The 16,493-nt window shown below is 61.6% G+C and carries 17 protein-coding genes and 1 tRNA gene; 10 read left to right on the top strand and 8 right to left on the bottom strand.

What is annotated here, in order from left to right:
* Positions 1-39 precede the first annotated feature (39 nt).
* On the bottom strand, positions 40-372 hold the full coding sequence (gene trxA, locus FNU79_RS13445) for a thioredoxin (RefSeq protein ID WP_143721328.1): 333 nt from the start codon (positions 370-372) through the stop codon (positions 40-42).
* A gap of 134 nt (positions 373-506) precedes the next feature.
* On the opposite strand from trxA, the gene FNU79_RS13440 reads away from it, so the two are divergent.
* The 4 genes from FNU79_RS13440 (at position 507) to FNU79_RS13425 (ending at position 4,017) form a co-directional block, all read left to right on the top strand.
* Complete coding sequence (locus FNU79_RS13440) at positions 507-851, top strand: DUF309 domain-containing protein (protein ID WP_143721327.1); 345 nt, start codon at positions 507-509, stop codon at positions 849-851.
* 211 nt (positions 852-1,062) lie between these two features.
* Positions 1,063-1,683: a LabA-like NYN domain-containing protein gene (locus FNU79_RS13435; protein WP_124871281.1), complete on the top strand. Its 621-nt coding sequence runs from the start codon at positions 1,063-1,065 to the stop codon at positions 1,681-1,683.
* Positions 1,673-2,740: a phosphate acyltransferase PlsX gene (plsX, locus tag FNU79_RS13430; protein ID WP_143721326.1), complete on the top strand. Its 1,068-nt coding sequence runs from the start codon at positions 1,673-1,675 to the stop codon at positions 2,738-2,740. The genes FNU79_RS13435 and plsX overlap by 11 nt, the downstream gene beginning before the upstream one ends.
* 101 nt (positions 2,741-2,841) lie before the next feature.
* Positions 2,842-4,017 (top strand): mechanosensitive ion channel family protein, encoded by a 1,176-nt coding sequence (locus FNU79_RS13425; RefSeq protein WP_143721325.1) that lies wholly within the window; start codon positions 2,842-2,844, stop codon positions 4,015-4,017.
* Between the two features lie 46 nt (positions 4,018-4,063).
* On the opposite strand, the gene FNU79_RS13420 is transcribed toward FNU79_RS13425, so the two are convergent.
* Positions 4,064-4,975: an AAA family ATPase gene (locus FNU79_RS13420; RefSeq protein WP_143721324.1), complete on the bottom strand. Its 912-nt coding sequence runs from the start codon at positions 4,973-4,975 to the stop codon at positions 4,064-4,066.
* 63 nt (positions 4,976-5,038) lie between these two features.
* Here FNU79_RS13420 and FNU79_RS13415 point away from each other — a divergent pair, with 63 nt between their 5' ends.
* From FNU79_RS13415 to ilvA, 5 genes are all read left to right on the top strand, one after another.
* Positions 5,039-5,716, top strand: coding sequence for a nucleotidyltransferase family protein (locus FNU79_RS13415; protein WP_143721323.1), 678 nt, complete (start codon positions 5,039-5,041; stop codon positions 5,714-5,716).
* Complete coding sequence (locus tag FNU79_RS13410) at positions 5,717-6,598, top strand: hypothetical protein (RefSeq protein ID WP_185974715.1); 882 nt, start codon at positions 5,717-5,719, stop codon at positions 6,596-6,598.
* A 41-nt stretch (positions 6,599-6,639) separates the two neighbouring features.
* Positions 6,640-7,146 (top strand): hypothetical protein, encoded by a 507-nt coding sequence (locus FNU79_RS13405; RefSeq protein ID WP_143721322.1) that lies wholly within the window; start codon positions 6,640-6,642, stop codon positions 7,144-7,146.
* A gap of 78 nt (positions 7,147-7,224) precedes the next feature.
* On the top strand, positions 7,225-7,698 hold the full coding sequence (locus FNU79_RS13400) for a hypothetical protein (RefSeq protein WP_143721321.1): 474 nt from the start codon (positions 7,225-7,227) through the stop codon (positions 7,696-7,698).
* A gap of 159 nt (positions 7,699-7,857) precedes the next feature.
* Positions 7,858-9,405, top strand: a complete 1,548-nt coding sequence (gene ilvA, locus FNU79_RS13395) for a threonine ammonia-lyase, biosynthetic (RefSeq protein WP_143721320.1) — start codon at positions 7,858-7,860, stop codon at positions 9,403-9,405.
* Between the two features lie 58 nt (positions 9,406-9,463).
* On the opposite strand, the gene tkt is transcribed toward ilvA, so the two are convergent.
* From tkt to FNU79_RS13375, 4 genes are all read right to left on the bottom strand, one after another.
* A complete protein-coding gene (gene tkt, locus FNU79_RS13390; protein WP_143721319.1) occupies positions 9,464-11,440 on the bottom strand; it encodes a transketolase in 1,977 nt (658 codons plus the stop codon).
* 173 nt (positions 11,441-11,613) lie between these two features.
* Positions 11,614-11,690: transfer RNA gene (locus FNU79_RS13385), tRNA-Met, on the bottom strand.
* Between the two features lie 90 nt (positions 11,691-11,780).
* A complete protein-coding gene (locus FNU79_RS13380; protein ID WP_143721318.1) occupies positions 11,781-13,301 on the bottom strand; it encodes a Ppx/GppA phosphatase family protein in 1,521 nt (506 codons plus the stop codon).
* Positions 13,302-13,349: 48 nt separating this feature from the next.
* Positions 13,350-14,108 carry a phosphodiester glycosidase family protein gene (locus FNU79_RS13375; RefSeq protein ID WP_143721317.1) on the bottom strand — a complete coding sequence of 253 codons (759 nt, stop codon included), beginning with the start codon at positions 14,106-14,108 and terminating at the stop codon, positions 13,350-13,352.
* Positions 14,109-14,241: 133 nt separating this feature from the next.
* Between FNU79_RS13375 and FNU79_RS13370 the strand changes: the two genes are divergently transcribed.
* Positions 14,242-14,955, top strand: a complete 714-nt coding sequence (locus tag FNU79_RS13370) for a peptidylprolyl isomerase (protein ID WP_225430069.1) — start codon at positions 14,242-14,244, stop codon at positions 14,953-14,955.
* 64 nt (positions 14,956-15,019) lie between these two features.
* Here the strand turns inward: FNU79_RS13370 and FNU79_RS13365 are convergent, their stop codons facing one another.
* Both FNU79_RS13365 and FNU79_RS13360 read right to left on the bottom strand, forming a co-directional pair.
* Complete coding sequence (locus FNU79_RS13365) at positions 15,020-15,649, bottom strand: CoA transferase subunit B (RefSeq protein WP_143721316.1); 630 nt, start codon at positions 15,647-15,649, stop codon at positions 15,020-15,022.
* Positions 15,650-15,651: 2 nt separating this feature from the next.
* Positions 15,652-16,398 (bottom strand): CoA transferase subunit A, encoded by a 747-nt coding sequence (locus FNU79_RS13360; protein WP_143721315.1) that lies wholly within the window; start codon positions 16,396-16,398, stop codon positions 15,652-15,654.
* Positions 16,399-16,493: the final 95 nt, after the last annotated feature.

The raw sequence follows: 16,493 nt of genomic DNA, 5'->3' as shown, positions 1-16,493 counted from the left end.
CTCCCACAACAGAAGCGGCTTGGCGGTCACGCCTAAAACTCAGTTGCTGACGGCGTTCTCGACGTGCTTGTTGATCAACTGTTCAAATGCCCGCTTGGGTTGTGCGCCCACAGCGGTTTCTATTAATTGACCATCCTTGAACAACATCACGGTGGGGATACTCATCACCTTAAACTGCATGGCGGTTTGCTGGTTGTCGTCCACGTTGAGCTTGCCGACTTTGACTTTGCCGCTGTACTGCCCGGCGATCTCTTCCATGACGGGGGCGACCATCCGGCAAGGGCCGCACCAGGGGGCCCAAAAGTCCACCAACGTCAGGCCACTTTCGATTTCGCTCTTAAAATTGCTGTCGCTCAGTTCTACGGGTTTCATGTCCACAGTTTACGCTGCCTAACCTGTAATCACATGTGTGACAAGTTGGCATTATGGCGTGAACACCTTCAGGCGGCCTTTAGTTTTGGGGAGGGTGTGGGGGCGGCGCGGCAGGGATGCGCCACACTGAGGACATGTGGTCGGCCCAGAGCAGTCAGGAGTGGAATGAGGGAGCGCGGCTGTTTAATGCGGGCCTGTGGTGGGAAGCCCACGAAGCGTGGGAAGGCCGCTGGCTGATTGCTGCCGGTGAGGAGCGGGCGTTCTTGCAGGCCCTGATTTTGCTGGCCGCCGCGCTGCACAGGCGCTGGGCGTACGGCAGTCTCACCCACCGCAACTTCGACAAAGCCCAGAAATATCTCCAGGCCTTGCCAGCCGAATACGGCGGCGTTGATCTACTCAAACTCAATCAGGACGTGTGGGCGGCGCTGCAACAGGAGGGACAGCGGCCACAGTTGCCGGTGCATTCAAACTTAAAGTGAGTTCAGCGACACCTTGTTCAGGGGAACCTGAATTGACATTTCGGGGCGGGCAGCCGGTATCTTAAAGCCAGCCGCCAAAGGCCACTGTTTTGGCGGGCGGCAACTGCCGATGCGTGACTGCGGGCATACTCAACTCTCATTGACCCTTTGAACACCACTTCAGCACCACATAGATGGGCGCTTCCCCGATTTGGCCGCGCCCGGAGGACAGATGGAACAACCACAGTATTTAGAGCGGATTGGACTTTTTATTGATGGAGCAAATGTTTACGCGGCGGCCAAACGGCTGGGCTGGAACTTTGATCACCGCAAGATTTTGGAGCACTTTGCCAGCATGGGACGGCTCTACAACGCTTTTTATTACACTGCCGTTCCCACGCCGGTCGATGACAAGCAAAAGCGCTTCATCGACGCCCTGACCTATATGGGCTACACCGTGAGAACCCGCACTCTGCGCGAAAATACCGACGAACACGGCGACACCCACCGCCGCGCCAACCTCGACATCGAGATCGTCACCGATTTGCTGACCACCGCTGGCCTCTATGATACCGCCGTTCTGCTGACCGGCGACGGCGATTTCGAGCGGCCCGTCGAAGCGCTGCGGCTGCGCGGCAAGCGGGTGGTGGTGGCCTCGATTCCCGAGATGACCAGTTACGAGCTGCGCAACGCCGCCGACGAATACGTGGATCTCAAAGACATCCGCGCCTCGGTGGAGCGTCCCGGCTACCGCCTCCCCAGCGAGGGTGGGACGGGCAACCGCAGCGAAGGCCGCTTCGAGCCGCGCCCCTTTTACGTGAGCAGCGCTCTGGATTCAGAAGATGACGGCTGAGTCTGAAACCAACGCAGCACCCGACGCCGCTGCAAGTTTACCCATTGCCACCTTACCGATTGCCCTAGACGCTGTCGGCGGCGATCACGGCGCGGTGCCGAACGTGGAAGGCGCGGTGATGGCCGCCAAAGCGGGCGTGCGGGTCACGCTGGTGGGCGATCAGGTCAAGCTGCACGCCGAACTCAGCAAACATTCCGGCATTTCGGCGCTGCCGCTGACGGTGGTCGACGCGCCGGACGTGATCGGAATGGATGAGCACGCCAGCGACGTGCGCGGGCGCAAAGAAGCTAGCATCAACGTGGCGGCCCACCTGGTCAAGGCGGGTCAGGCGGCGGCGCTGGTCAGCATGGGTCACAGCGGCGCGACGATGGCCGCCTCACTGTTGATCTTAGGCCGCTTGCCCGGCATAGACCGCCCCGCTATCCTGACCTACATTCCCGCCCGCACCGGGCCGGTGGCGCTGCTCGACGCCGGAGCCAACGCCGACGTGAAAGCCAGCTATCTGGCGCAGTGGGCGCAGCTCGCTAGCTTGTATTTGCGGGTCATCGAGGAGCGCGAAAACCCCACGGTGGGCCTGCTCAGCATTGGCGAGGAAGCCCACAAAGGCAGCGCCATGACTTTGGAAGCCCACGCCCTGCTGCGGCAGCAAGCCGGCATTAACTTTTACGGCAACATCGAGGGCAGCGACATTTTCAAAGGCACCACCGATATCGTGCTGACCGACGGCTTTACCGGCAACATCGTGCTAAAGCTGGCCGAAGGTGAAGCGCGGGTGCTCCTCGGCTGGGTCAAAGACGCGCTGACCTCCAGCCCGCGTGCCAAGCTGGGCGGCTTGTTGGTGCGCGACGGCCTGCGGGCCATCAGCGAAAGGATGAATCCCAGCACCTACGGCGCGAGTATCTTGCTTGGCGTGCGCGGCCTGAGCTACATCGGTCACGGCAGCGCCGACGCGGTTGCGGTCAAAAACGCTTTGCTGCGGGCTTCACGGGCGCACCAGTCGCGCCTCATCGAGCGGCTGAGTGAGGGTTTGGCGGGTTCAAAGTCGGCGCAGCCCTGAGCCCTGCTGGCTGAGAATTGTGGCTGGCTGGCCGCGCCGCCGGTAGGCTCGGCCGCTCGCTCACCCGCTCATCTCATCCGCGCGTGACAGGCTAGCGCTTAATGTTTGATCTCCTCGTCGCACAGCTCTCCAAGCCTTGGGTTTGGCTCAAGGTGGTTCTGGTTTTGGTGGTGGTCTACGCCGTCTGGCGCTTTGGCCGCCTGCTGCTGCGCCAGCTCACCCCTCACATCCGGCCCAGTTTGCTGCTGCTGCTCAGGTGGTGGTGGCTCTTTACCTGCATTTTTTGCGCGGTGGCGGTGGTGGTCTACGCCGTTTATGTGCCGGTGCCGATTTTGTTCAGCGCGGGCCAGATCATCACGTCTTGGTTCCGGGTCAGCGCCGGACAGTTGGTGGTCATCGTGGCGCTGAGCCTGATCGGCTGGCGTCTGGTGGGTAATTTGTCGTCGCGGATCGTGCCAGGCGACGAGTTTAACCGCCGGGCGGTGCGCCTCGGCACCCTGCGCGGCGTGGTCGACAGCACCCTGCGCGTCATCGTGGTGCTGATCGCCGCCATCAGCATCCTGCAGGCGCTGGGCATCAACGCCACCACCTTGCTGGCGGGCGTCTCGGTCTTCGGTCTGGCAGTGGGTTTCGGAGCGCAGAGCTTAATCAAAGACGTGTTCAACGGCTTTTTTATTCTGCTCGAAGACCAGTACGGGGTGGGCGACGTGATTACCGTCAACAGCGGCACCCTCAGCGGCGAAGTCGAGAAGCTGAACTTGCGGGTCACGGCTCTGCGTGCCCTCGACGGCACGGTGCATATCGTGCCCAACGGCCAGATCAATACCGTGAGCGTCAGCAGCAAGGACTGGTCGCGGGTGGTGGCCACTGTGGACGTGACCTACAGCGCCAACGTCGACGAGGCTTTGCAAGTGCTGGAAAAAGTCTGCAATGACCTCTACGCCGACCCTGAATGGAGTGGCAACTTTCTGGACGCCCCCGAGGTTCAGGGCGTCACCAGTTTGGCTGCCGACGGCGTAAAGCTGCGGGCGCTCTTCAAAGTGCAGCCCAAAACCCAGTACGCCTTGCAGCGCGAATTCAACCGCCGCATCAAAATCGCCATGGATCAGGCCGGCATCGAGATTCCCTTTCCGCAGCGCTCGATCAGCTTGGGCGACGCGCCTATTTCTATTCGCCTAGTGCGGAACAGCCCCAAAAGTGATCTTAGCAAGCAGAAAGTGGACGCTCCGCACCCGCGCCCCAGCGAAACCCGCGACCCGGAAGGAGAAGACGAGTGAGGGTAAAAATTAGACTGGCTGATGCCCGCTCAGAGTTGATGCCCATTCAAAGTTGTTGCAGGGCCGCCGTCATCAAGCCCTGTAATTTCTGGCGCACCACCGCTTGATCTTCGCGCAGCTTGATCACGCAGCCCAGCGTTTCCTCCACGGTGTCGGGGGTCAGCGCGTCCCTGTGCAGCGCCACCAGCGCTTCCACCCAGTCCAGCGTTTCGGCAATGCCGGGGGTTTTACTCAGCGGCAGGGCCCGCAAGTACGCCGCCGCGTTCACGACTTGCTGGGCGAGGCTGGCTTCCACATCAGGCAAGCGGGCACGCACGATGGCCAGTTCTGCTTCCGGCGTGGGGTAATCCACCCACAAGTACAGGCAGCGGCGGCGCAGGGCGTCACTCAGGTCGCGCTCGCGGTTGCTGGTCAAAATGACGTGGGGGCGGTGCGTGGCGCTGATGGTGCCGAGTTCGGGAATGCTGATTTGCCACTCGGCCAGCAGTTCGAGCAAAAAAGCCTCGAAAGCTTCGTCGGCGCGGTCCACCTCGTCAATCAGTAAGACGGGCGGGGCGTCTTGGGTGATGGCCTCCAAAAGTGGGCGGCGCAGCAAAAACTCTGGGCGGTACAAATCCTGCTCAGCTTCTGGGTTCGTTTCTAAGGCGTGCTGACCTTCCAAGAGGCGCAAATGAAGCAACTGGCGCGGATAATTCCATTCGTAGAGGGCGGACTGCGCGTCTAGGCCCTCATAGCATTGCAGCCGAATCAGCCGGGTGCCCAGCGCCTCCGCGAGCGCTTTGGCGGCCTGCGTCTTACCCACTCCGGCGGGGCCTTCGAGCAGCAGCGGCTTGCCCAGCAAGGTCACGAGGCGCAGCGCCGTGCCGAGAGCTGGTGAAGGCAAATAACCAGTGGCGATCAGGGCCGCGCCAAGGCTGGATGCGCTGGGATCAGGTGCGCTGAGATTGGGTGCAGACATGAATAAGCTTAGGCTAGCAGGCGCGGGCCGCTTTAGACTGTTCGGCATGTTGAGCGTGTGCCAATGACCGCCACTGCACCAACCACCACCGCAGTGCCAACCACCATCACAGTGCCGGAGGTGTGGCCAGAAGTGTGGGCCGTCGTCTTGGCAGCGGGTCAGAGTCGCCGCTTGGGGCAGCCCAAACAACTGCTGATTTTGGAGGGTGAAGCCTTGGTGCGCAGAGCCGCCCGCGCCGTACTGGAGGCTGGATTCACGGGCGTGGTGGTCGTGACTCCGCCGGGCGAACTGGGGCAACAAGTCCGGGCCGCCCTCGCCGGTTTGCCGCTGACCTTGGCCGAATGTTCCCATCCCGAACTCGGCTTATCGGAGAGCTTCCGGGCGGGGCTGGCGGCGTTGCCTGCGGGCGTGGCGGCGGCTCACTTCGCGCTGGCCGACATGCCGTTCGTGACGGCTGAGCATCACCGCGCCGTGCTGGAAGCGTTTGTGGCGAGCGGTGCGCCACTGGTGCTGGCCCGGTTTGGCCCGTATCAAATGGAAACTGGCGGTGTTCGCGCCCCGCCGCATCTGTTCAGGGCCGATTTGTTCGGCGGCTTTACCCAGACGGGCGATCACGGCCCCAAACATTTGATTGCGGAGTACGGGCAGGAAGCGGTGTGGGTGGACTTGCCGCGAGAAGCTCTGCGCGACGTGGACACGCCGCAGGACTGGACGAAGCTCCAGGCCGGGTGGGGCGAGTAAATGCAACTTCCTGACCACATCCTCAATATCCCGGTTGGCCCTGCTTTGCTCAGCCGTTGGTCAAGCTGGCTGGCTCCCCAGGTGCAGCCGTTTTTTCTGACCGACGAAGAAGCACGGGCCTTCGGGCTGACGGGTCCCAGCGAACTTGAGTTTTCGCCCGAACTGCGCGACACATTTCAGCTTTGGAAGGTGGCAGTGCCGGGAGCCGTTTTGTTGGACGAGCGGGCATTTTCAGCTCTGCCACCAACGGCTCGGGCTGGCTTGCTGGAAGCTCAAATCAGGCATCGGCGCGGAGCAGTGGAGTGGGTAGAAGCGTGGCGCGATGTCCTGGACACCGAGTCTCAGGCAGGTGGTGAGCGCTTCGTCTGGTGGCCTTCTCTTCTGGTGGGCCGCGAGCGCCAGATTCTTGAGCGCCTGCTGTCGCGGGATCGTTTGCCGTGTCAACGCGGTGAAGTACCGGAAACTCTCTGGGCGGAGGTGTCCCCGATTCTCCCCCGCGCCCGCGAGTTGGCCGGAACCTTCGCGGCGGGGAGCGGCCCGAATTGCTTCGGCACCGTGATGGCGGCGGCGGGCGTTCTGAATGCTGAGCGCGAGTGGATGCAGCGCGAACCGTTTGAAGCCTGGCTATCGGCCAATACTGTTGTAGGAGGCCCACTCGACACTCCCGGAAGTGTACTGGTGTGGCGCAGCGAGGACGGCTTGGTGCAGCACGCGGCGCTCAGTCTCGGCGGCGGCTTCGCCCTGCACAAGCCCTCGCAGTGCTGGGACTCGCCCCGGCAAGTGCTGGCGCTGAGCGATGTGCTGCCTATGTTCGCAGATGACGGAACGCTGAATGTGCTGAGATTGAGAGCGGTAAGCGGGTGGGGAGCCAAGTTAAGCTAAGACGTATACATTGGAAAAATATGTGTTAAGATTTGAGGCGTATGACCAACCCTTTGCAGAGATCGCTCCTTTTATCTGGATTCGTTGTAGCGGCAAATCTACTTTCTGGGTGCAATCAGGAGCCTTTTTTGAATGCAGGTGCCACAGCAATCTTTAACCCTCAATTGGATGTCACGGACACTTGCCCATTACTCCGTTTGAAAGTTGATTCAGGCGAAAGTCCGTCTATTTCAGGTGACTTCAGTCCCGCCAACATTAGCGGCTCGGGCTACACGAATGGTTACGCTTTGAGGGGATATCCTTCCCATACAAGCCAGAAAATATTTTCACCAAAAATTACATTGCAATGCGTTAAAAATGGCAATGTTGTTGGCGAAAGTATCAGGAATATGCGTCCTGTCAACGATACAGAAGATACGGTCTTATCCGTTTCCATCCACATCTCCGCCCCCAAACCCGATCAAACCTACGTCGGCACCTATGTCAGCCGTACTGGATTTGCGCCAGTTATCGAGATCGGGCCGGAGATTACGGCTCCGTGGAGATAAGCTGTCTGACGATACTCTGCAACTCTGAATAAAATGCTGCCTCATACCTCGTGAAAGTATGTGTTACACTTACGGCCTATGAAATCTTTGCTTCTGGTGGCGGCGCTTTTGCTCACGCCCACGCTGCTGACGAGCTGTAACAATTGCCGGGACTCGGGGATTTGCCCGTTTGTGGACAATGGGCCGGATCAGCCTTACGCCGCTTACGTGGAAGTAACTTTGGCACGCGGCTCAACAACACAGATAGAAATTCCTCTCACAAAGAACGGCGTACCTGACTCGGCGATCTTGGAACTCTTCTCTAAACAAACCGAAGCTACCGCCAAGAAAGACCCAAATCTGCTGGCTTATCTGGATGCTGGCCGGGTCACGGTCAGACGCAGCGCACAGACGTTCACCGGGTCAATCGCCCGAATTTCAGTGAGTGTAGACGCGGACGCCACGCTGTCAGCCCCCAATCTTGTTGGCTCAATTTTCGGTATCCGCCGAGTGGGTTCCAGTGGGCCGGGTGGTACAGGTTCTATCAATATCAAGGTTATTGCCAAGCCCTAACCCCTTCCCCCCATTTGCGCTTAAAGCGTAGACTGTTCAACATGCAGGCGCGAATTATTCTCACCACCGGGTAAACCGGGCGGCTTGTTCGCGCCTACCGTGACCCCTAACTTCGTGTTGGGGGCTTTTTTTGTCTGTCCAACTTCCAAAGGAGCTTCTATGACCGAACCCGCCGTCCTTACTCAACCTTCCCGAGCCAATATGGACTGGGTGCGCCGCGTGCTGACCAGCCGCGTGTATGACGTGGCCATCGAAACCGACTTGCAGCTTGCGCCGCAGCTCTCGGCCCGACTCGGCAACACCGTGCTGCTCAAGCGCGAGGATCAGCAGCCGGTCTTTTCGTTCAAGCTGCGAGGAGCGTACAACAAGATGGCCCAGCTCAGCGCCGAGGAGCAAGCACGCGGCGTCATCACCGCCTCGGCGGGCAATCACGCGCAGGGGGTGGCCTTCAGCGCCCAGAAACTCGGCGTGCGGGCCGTCATTGTGATGCCGGTGACGACGCCCGAGATCAAGGTGCGGGCCTGCCGGGCGCGGGGAGCCGAGGTCGTCTTGTTCGGCGATTCGTTCAGCGACGCTGAGGCCCACGCCTACGAGTTACAGCGCGAAAGGGCTTTGACCTTCGTTCATCCCTATGACGACCCCGACGTGATCGCCGGGCAGGGTACGGTGGGTTTGGAACTCCTCTCACAGGTCAAAGCCGACGCCTACACGATATTCGTCCCGGTGGGCGGTGGCGGCCTGATCGCAGGCGTGGCGGCCTTTCTCAAGGCGCTCAAGCCGAATGTGCGAATCATCGGCGTCGAACCCGACGACTCCGACGCCATGACCCAGAGTGTGCGGGCCGGAGAGCGGGTGCGCCTTGACACGGTGGGCCTGTTCGTGGACGGCGTGGCAGTCAAGATGGTCGGTGAGCACACCTTCGCGCTGGCCCTCCAGTACGTTGACGACTGGGTGACCGTCAGCACCGATGAAGTCTGCGCCGCCATCAAAGACGTGTACGACGACGCCCGCGCCGTGATGGAACCTGCTGGAGCGCTGTCGGTGGCGGGCCTCAAGAAGTACGCCCGGCAGCACAAGTTAGAAGGTGAGACGCTGGTGGCGCTGACCTGCGGGGCCAACATGAACTTTGATAGGTTGCGCCACGTAGCCGAGCGGGCCGAGATCGGTGAGCAGCGCGAGGCCATTCTCGCCGTCACCATTCCTGAGCGGGCTGGAGCCTTTAAGGCCTTTTGCACCGCGCTGGGCGTGCGCCAGATCACCGAATTCAATTACCGTTACGCGCCCCGCACCGACGCCCGAATCTTCGTCGGCGTGCAACTTGAGCGCCCCGATCAGCGGCCCGAACTCGTCGCCGCGCTGGAAGGGCAGGGTTATCCCGTCACGGACCTGACCGAAGACGAACTCGCCAAAGTCCATGTGCGCCACATGGTCGGAGGCCGCGCTCCCGAAGCGCAGGATGAGCGGCTGTACTCGTTCGACTTCCCCGAACGCCCCGGCGCTCTGCTGGCCTTCCTGACTCAGTTGCAGTCCCGCTGGAACATCAGCCTCTTTCACTACCGCAACCACGGCAGCGCACACGGGCGGGTGCTGGCCGGCATTCAGGTGCCAGACGCCGAGTTGCCCGACTTTCTGGCGTCGGTGGAGGCGCTCGGCTACCCGGCCCACGACATGAGCCAGAACGCGGCGTACAAGTTGTTTTTGAAATGAAACTCAACAAAAAAGCCGCCTCCAATGTGGGGCGGCTTTTTTGTTGGGGCGGCTGAATTTAGAGAACGCTCTTGACCACTTTGCTGACATTCGCCACGCTGAAGCCGAACTTTTCAAACAAGGTCTTGGCGGGAGCCGACGCGCCGAAAGTTGTCATGCCGACGACCGCGCCTTCCAAACCGACCCATTCGTACCAGGGCTGCGGCGAGGCGGCTTCGATGGCCACCCGCTTGACGCCCGGCGTCAGGATGCTGTCCTTGTAAGCCTGATCTTGCTGCCGGAAGGCTTCCATGCACGGCATACTCACCACCCGCGCCGGGGTGCCCTCGGCGGCCAAGCTCTCGGCGGTGTCTATGGCCAGCGCCACCTCACTGCCCGAGGCCACCAGAATGATCTGGGCGTTCTCGGCGTCTTTGACCACGTAAGCGCCCTTTTGCACGCCGCTGTAATTGCGCGGCAGGGTAGGCAAATCCTGACGGGTCAAGATGAGTGCGGTGGGGCCGTCGGTGCGCTCTAAAGCGACTTGCCAAGCGGCGGCGGTTTCGTTGGCATCGGCGGGACGCATCACGAAGGTGTTGGGAATCGAGCGCAGCATGGCGAGCTGCTCGACGGGCTGGTGGGTGGGGCCGTCCTCGCCCAGCCCGATGCTGTCGTGGGTCAGCACATAGATCACTGGCTGCATCTGAAGGGCCGAGAGACGAACCGCAGGCTTGAGGTAGTCGGCGAACACCAAGAAGGTGCCGACCATCGGGCGCAGGCCGCCATATAAGCTCAGGCCGTTGGCAATGGCGCTCATACCGAACTCGCGCACCCCGAAGTAGATGTTGCGCTCTCCGTAGTCGCCAGGCTGAATGGCCCCTGAGGCTTCGATGGTGGTCTTGGTGCTGCCAGACAAATCGGCGCTGCCGCCCAGCAGCGACGGCACCTTGGCGGCAATCGCGTTGATGACTTTGCCGCTGGCGGCGCGGGTGGCCATGCCTTTACTGCCGACTTCGAAGTTGGGCAGCGTGGCCGCGAAATCGGGCGCGAGTTTGCGGGCGATCATGGCGTCGAGTTCGGCGGCCTCGGCGGGGTAGTCCTCGCGGTACTTGTCCATCAGGGTGTTCCACTCGGCTTCCTGCGCCGCGCCGCGCTCGGTGGCGTCCATGTGCTGGGCCACTTCCTCCGGCACGGTAAACGGCGGGTAATCCCAGCCGAGGGCCGCTTTGGTGGCGGCCACGCCTTCCTCGCCCAGCGGCTCGCCGTGCGCTTTGCTGGTTCCGGCCTTGGGGCTGCCGTAACCGATGATGGTTTTGATTTTGATCAGGCTGGGGCGGCGGGTGTCGTTGCGGGCCGATTCCAGCGCGTTCTTGATGGCCACCAGATCGTTGCCGTCGTGGACTTCCAGCACTTGCCAGCCGTAGCTCTCGTAGCGCAGCGGGGTGATGTCGGTAAACGTTTTGGACGTGCCGGTGTCGAGCTGCACGTCGTTGTCGTCGTACATCCAGATCAACTTGCCGAGTTGCAGGTGTCCGGCCAGTGAAGCGACTTCGTGGTTGATGCCTTCTTGAAGGTCGCCGTCCGAGACGATGGCGTAGGTGTGGTTGTCAAAAATCTTAAGGTCGGGCTTGTTGTAACGGGCGGCCAAATGCACTTCGGCCAGGGCCATGCCCACCGACATCGCCGCGCCCTGACCCAGCGGGCCGGTGGTGGCGTCTAAGCCGGGCGTGTGGAAGAACTCGGGGTGGCCGGGGGTTTTGCTGCCCCACTGCCGGAAATTCTTGAGTTCCTCCAAGCTCAAATCGTAGCCGGTCAGGTGCAGCAGCGAGTAGATCAGCATGCTGGCGTGGCCCGGCGACAGCACGAAGCGGTCGCGGCCCAGCCACTCATGGTGCTTGGGGTTGTGGCGCAAGAAGTCTTGCCACAGCACGTAAGCCATTGGGGCCATGCCGAGCGGCGCACCGGGATGGCCGCTGTTGGCCGCCTGCACGCCGTCAATGCTGAGGGTGCGAATGGTGTTGACGCTGAGTTGCTCCACGGACGATTGGGTGGTCATGCCGCTCAGTTTACTGCCTCTTTGAGACAAGGCGCTTGGTTATCTACCATGAACGCCGCTTTGACAGGCGGCTTCAGATGGGTCTGGAGAGCGAACGATCACAGTTGGCTGTACCGAGTACAATTTTTCGCGAGATACAAAAAAAACCCCGTCTCAGACAGGGTTCCTGGTCTTGGTGGCGATGCCCGGACTTGAACCGGGGACCTAACGATTATGAGTCGTTCGCTCTAACCAACTGAGCTACATCGCCTTACTCACCCGCACGCAGCAGGCTTCAAGACTTTAGCGGAGGCGCGGGCAAAATACAAGCCTTGCAGGGACGCAGCGCTGCTCAGTGCGCTCAGCTTCCCTGCGCCGCCTCCACCTTCAGCTCGCCGTACACCTGCCGCCATACATCACTTTTGTCCTGCGCTCCGGCCAAATCCAGCGCGGTAACGCCCGCCACCGTGAGAACCCAGCTGCCGCCTTCCCGGTGCAAATCCACGATCTGGCTTTGGCTGCTGTGGGTGCGGTCTAGGCCGTCGGCCACCCGCAAGATGGCCGTCAACTTGGCCACTCCTTCGCGGTCAACGCTGCTGAGGGCTTGAAATTCGGTGTGGCTGGACTTGGGCGCACTTTTGCGGTGGTAACGGGCAATTTGGGCAATCAGTTCGAGTTGGCGGGGGTCAAAACCGCGCAGGCCTGCGTGCCGAATCAGGTAGGCGCTGTGCTTGTGGTGACTGCTCTGCGAAACGCTTTGGCCGATTTCGTGCAAAAAAGCGGCGGCGCTGAGCAAGCTGGGCGCTTCTTCGGGAAAAGACTCACCCCGCCGCTGGAGGCGTGAGAGCAGGTCTTGGGCCAGCGCGGTGACCTGTCGGGCGTGCGGCAAGCTGACCATGAAGCGCTCGGCCAAGGCGGCGGCGCTGCGCTGGCGGGCGCTCAGGCCACTTTCCCAGTGGGTCTGGGCGGCCAGTTCCTCGATGACCATTCCCTCGCGCATCGCTCCCTCGCTGACGGTGGCCCGCTCGGCTCCCACCGCTCTGAGGGCCGCTTCCAAAATGGCCGCTCCCGCCACGATAATGTCGGCGCGGCGCGGATCGATGCCCGCTCTGATGCGTCCGGCTGGAGTCAGTTTTTGAAGGTCGCGCACCAAGTCGCTCAGCGCCGAGACTTCAAACGAAAAGCCGCCCACGCTGATTTCGGTAACGCCCAAGACGCCCCGGCGCTGGGCAATCGCCGCGCCCACCGCTTCGAAGGTGCCGCTGGAGCCGAAAACGCGGGTGGCGCTGCCGACCCGGAAGGTGCTTAAGTGCGGCTCAAGCGCTTTTGTCACGAGCTGCTGCAAGGCTTTGACGGCGCGGGGGCCGGGCGGCTCTTTTTGCAGATGCGTCAGGTGCAGCCGTACGCTGCCCAGCGGCAAACTGATGACGTGATCCGGCTGCTCGGGGCCGCCGCGTGCCAGTTCCAAGCTGCCGCCGCCCAAATCCAGCAGCAGGTTGTCGGCTCCAAACTCGACGCTGTGGGCCGCGCCCAGATAAGTCAGTTGAGCTTCGCGCTCGCCGCTGATCATCACCGGATAAACGCCGGAGGCTTCACTGACCCGCGCGGCCACCTCCTTGCCGTTGGGCGCTTCACGCATGGCGCTGGTGGCGTAGGCCCGCACCTCGGAGACCTGCGCGGCGTGGGCGAGTTCTTGAAACTGCTTGAGGGCTTCGGTCAGCCGCCGCTCACCTTCGGGGGTAATGTTGCGCTGCTCATCCAAGCACGCGCCCAGCCGAGTGCGCTCTTTGAGGGTGTCGAGCACTTGATAACTGCTGCCCCGCGCTTCAGCAATCAAGAGGTGACAGGAATTGGTTCCAATATCGGCAACGGCAACGCGCATGAACTCAGCATACCGGTTGGTCGCTCTGCGCTCAGCACGCCCGTTTTCTCAGCGCTGCTGGGTCACGGCCCAGATGCCCGCGTAATTGACAAACTGCCCGTCGCCCAGTTGGGGCGTGTACACCGCGCTGATCGAGCCGTCCAGATACAGCGCGTCGGGGCAGCCCAAAGCGTCGCGGAAGAAGGTGGCGAAGGTATAAAAGTTGACCGGCGCGGCGCTGATGGCAAACTTGACCGTGCTGATTCCGTTTGGGCCGCTCTTGCAGACGCCCACGCCGCTGCGGAGTTTGAAACTGGTGCTGCGGGCGTTGAATTCGGGATGGAGTTTGCCGCCGATGACCAGCAGGGGGCCACTCTGGGTGGCGTAATCCGGCGCTAGGGTGCTGGCAGCGTAAGCGTCCGTTTCCGTGACGCCGGCTTGCTGGCCTCTTATCCAAAACACGCCGTTGGGCCTGAGCGCAAAATTGCCGCCGCCTGCGCTGCTGCGGGCATTGTTGAGCCGCCGGAGCGTCTGGCCGCCCTCGATGTGCAGGCCCAGCGGAGCATATTCGGGGGTGTAAATGCCGCTGTTGGTCGCAAACAAGACCTTCTCGCCGCGCCCCGCCAGAAAAGTGCGGAGCGTCTGAAAGCGCAAAAACGGCTGTTTGGTGCCCGGGTTTTGCCAGTAGAGGCGCAAGGTGTCGCGGCTCAGGTCAAGCGTGGTGACGGTGTAACTCGCGCCGCCCCAGACGGTCTGGCTGACTTCAAGCGCGTGGCTGGGCGCACAGGCGCTGAGGGTGAGGATCAAAAAACAGAAAACGCGGCGCATAAGGCGCTTATCATGCCGCCTGAGCGGGTGGGTGAGATGAGCGGGGATGGGAGGGCACCGATTCAACCCGAGTCCCTGTCACGCCCCAGCATTCTCCAATCCGCTGACGCGGCCCGCTTGCTACCCTAACGCCATGCGCCCATTTCTCACCCTGATCGGCTTGGCCCCCCGCCTGATGACTTCCGATTCCTCTGTCCAACTGCGCACCAACCAGCCACGCCGCAAAGTCAGCAAAGCCGCTCTGCTCACGGCAGGCTTGTTGGCGGTGGGTTCAGCCCACGCCGCTTGGGTGCCGGTTACGCCCTTATCCGACAAACCCGTGCTGAAATTTGACAAGCCCCAATGGGTCATTGATCCGGCTAAAACTTACCGCGCCGTTCTCAAGACCACCAAGGGCGACGTGACATTGGAATTTTACGCTCAGCAAGCGCCCAAAGCGGTCAATAGTTTCGTGTTTCTGGCGCTCAATCATTACTACGACGGCAACCCCTTTCACCGCGTCCTCGACGGCTTTATGGCGCAGGGCGGCGACCCCACCGGCACGGGTGCGGGTGGCCCTGGGTACGGCTATTACGTGGAACTTGACGACGCGCTGAAGTTCGATGCGGCGGGCGTATTGGGTATGGCCCGCTCGCAGAGCCTGTCCTCGCAGGGCAGCCAGTTCTTTATCACGCTGGCCCCTGCGACCTTCCTCAACGGGCAATACACCGTGTTCGGCAAAGTCGTGGACGGGCAAAAAGTGGTGGACGCCCTGCAAAAGATCGACCCGCAAAAGCCCGACTCTGCCATCAAGCCAGACAGCATCCAAAGCGTGGAAATTCAGGTGGAGATGACAGGTGGCAAGTAAAACTTGAGCAGTAATGAGTAAAAGCAACGCCGCCCGAATCAAGATGAGATTCGGGCGGTGTTGTTCAGTCCACCAACCGCGCCTCAGTCTTGCTTTTGAGTTCGTCCAAAGTCACGCCGGGGGCCAGTTCCAGCACCTTAAGGCCGCCTTCCACCACGTCCAGCACCGCCAGATCGGTGATGATGCGGTTGACGACGCCGAGGCCCGTTAGCGGCAAGTTGCACCCGCGCAGCAGCTTGGGACTGCCGTCTTTGGCCGCGTGTTCCATCAGCACCACCACCCGCTGCACGCCGGCCACCAAGTCCATCGCGCCGCCCATGCCCTTGACCAGCTTGCCGGGAATCATCCAGTTGGCGAGGTCGCCCGACTCGCTGACCTGCATGGCACCCAAAATCGCCAAGTTGATGTGCCCGCCCCGGATCATGGCAAAGCTCTCGGCGCTGGAAAAAAAGCTGGCTCCCGGCAGGGCCGTCACGGTCTGCTTGCCCGCGTTGATGAGGTCGGCGTCCACTTCAGCATCCGTGGGAAAGGGGCCGATGCCCAGCAGCCCGTTTTCGGATTGCAGCGTGACGCTGACGCCTTCAGGAATGAAGTTGGCGACCAAGGTGGGCAGGCCGATGCCCAAATTGACATACATGCCGTCTTTCAGCTCTAAAGCGGCGCGGGCGGCCATTTCGTTTCTCGTCCAAGGCATGTTTAAACCTCCTCGCCAGCGGCGGAAGACGCGGGCGCGGCCGATGTAGCAACGGCGGCCCGAACGGTGCGCTGCTCGACGCGCTTTTCCGGCTCGGCATTCAGCACCACCCGCTGAACATAGATGCCGGGGGTGTCGATGGCGTCGGGGTCGAGCTCACCGATTTCCACGATCTCTTCGACTTCCGCCACCGTGACGCGCCCGCAGGTGGCCACCACCGGGTTGAAGTTGCGGGCGGTCTTGCGGTAGATCAGGTTGCCTGCCCTGTCAGCCTTCCAGGCCTTGACCAAGCTCACGTCGGCCACGATGCCGCGCTCCAGCAGGTACATTTGGCCGTCAAAGTCCTTGAGTTCTTTACCCTCGGCCACCAGCGTGCCCACGCCCGTCTTGGTGTAAAAGGCCGGAATACCCGCGCCGCCCGCCCGCATCCGCTCGGCCAGGGTGCCCTGCGGCGTGAATTCCAGCTCCAGTTCGCCGCTGAGGTACTGGCGCTCGAATTCCTTGTTCTCGCCCACATAGCTGCTGACCATTTTGCGAATCTGGCGGCTTTGCAGCAGCAGCCCCAGCCCGAAGCCGTCCACGCCCGCGTTGTTACTGACTGCCGTCAGGCCCGTCACGCCGCTGTCTCTTAAGGCCGCGATCAGCGCTTCGGGAATGCCGCACAGCCCGAAACCGCCCACCGCCACCGTCTGATTGTTTTGCACTATGTCCGAAAGCGCGGCTTGAGCGCTGGGATAGACCTTGTTCATGGCTCTCCTGAAATGCAAGTTGAATTGAAGTTCTTGGCCCACTTTAGTACGGAATCTGGAGAGGGGCGGCCCAGGTGGCGTTTGGCGTGCGGCAA

This window comes from Deinococcus detaillensis (genome assembly GCF_007280555.1).
In the GTDB taxonomy this organism is placed as follows: Bacteria; Deinococcota; Deinococci; order Deinococcales; family Deinococcaceae; genus Deinococcus; species Deinococcus detaillensis.
Note: the sequence above shows the minus strand (reverse complement) of the source record. Positions and strands in the feature narration are given on the sequence as shown.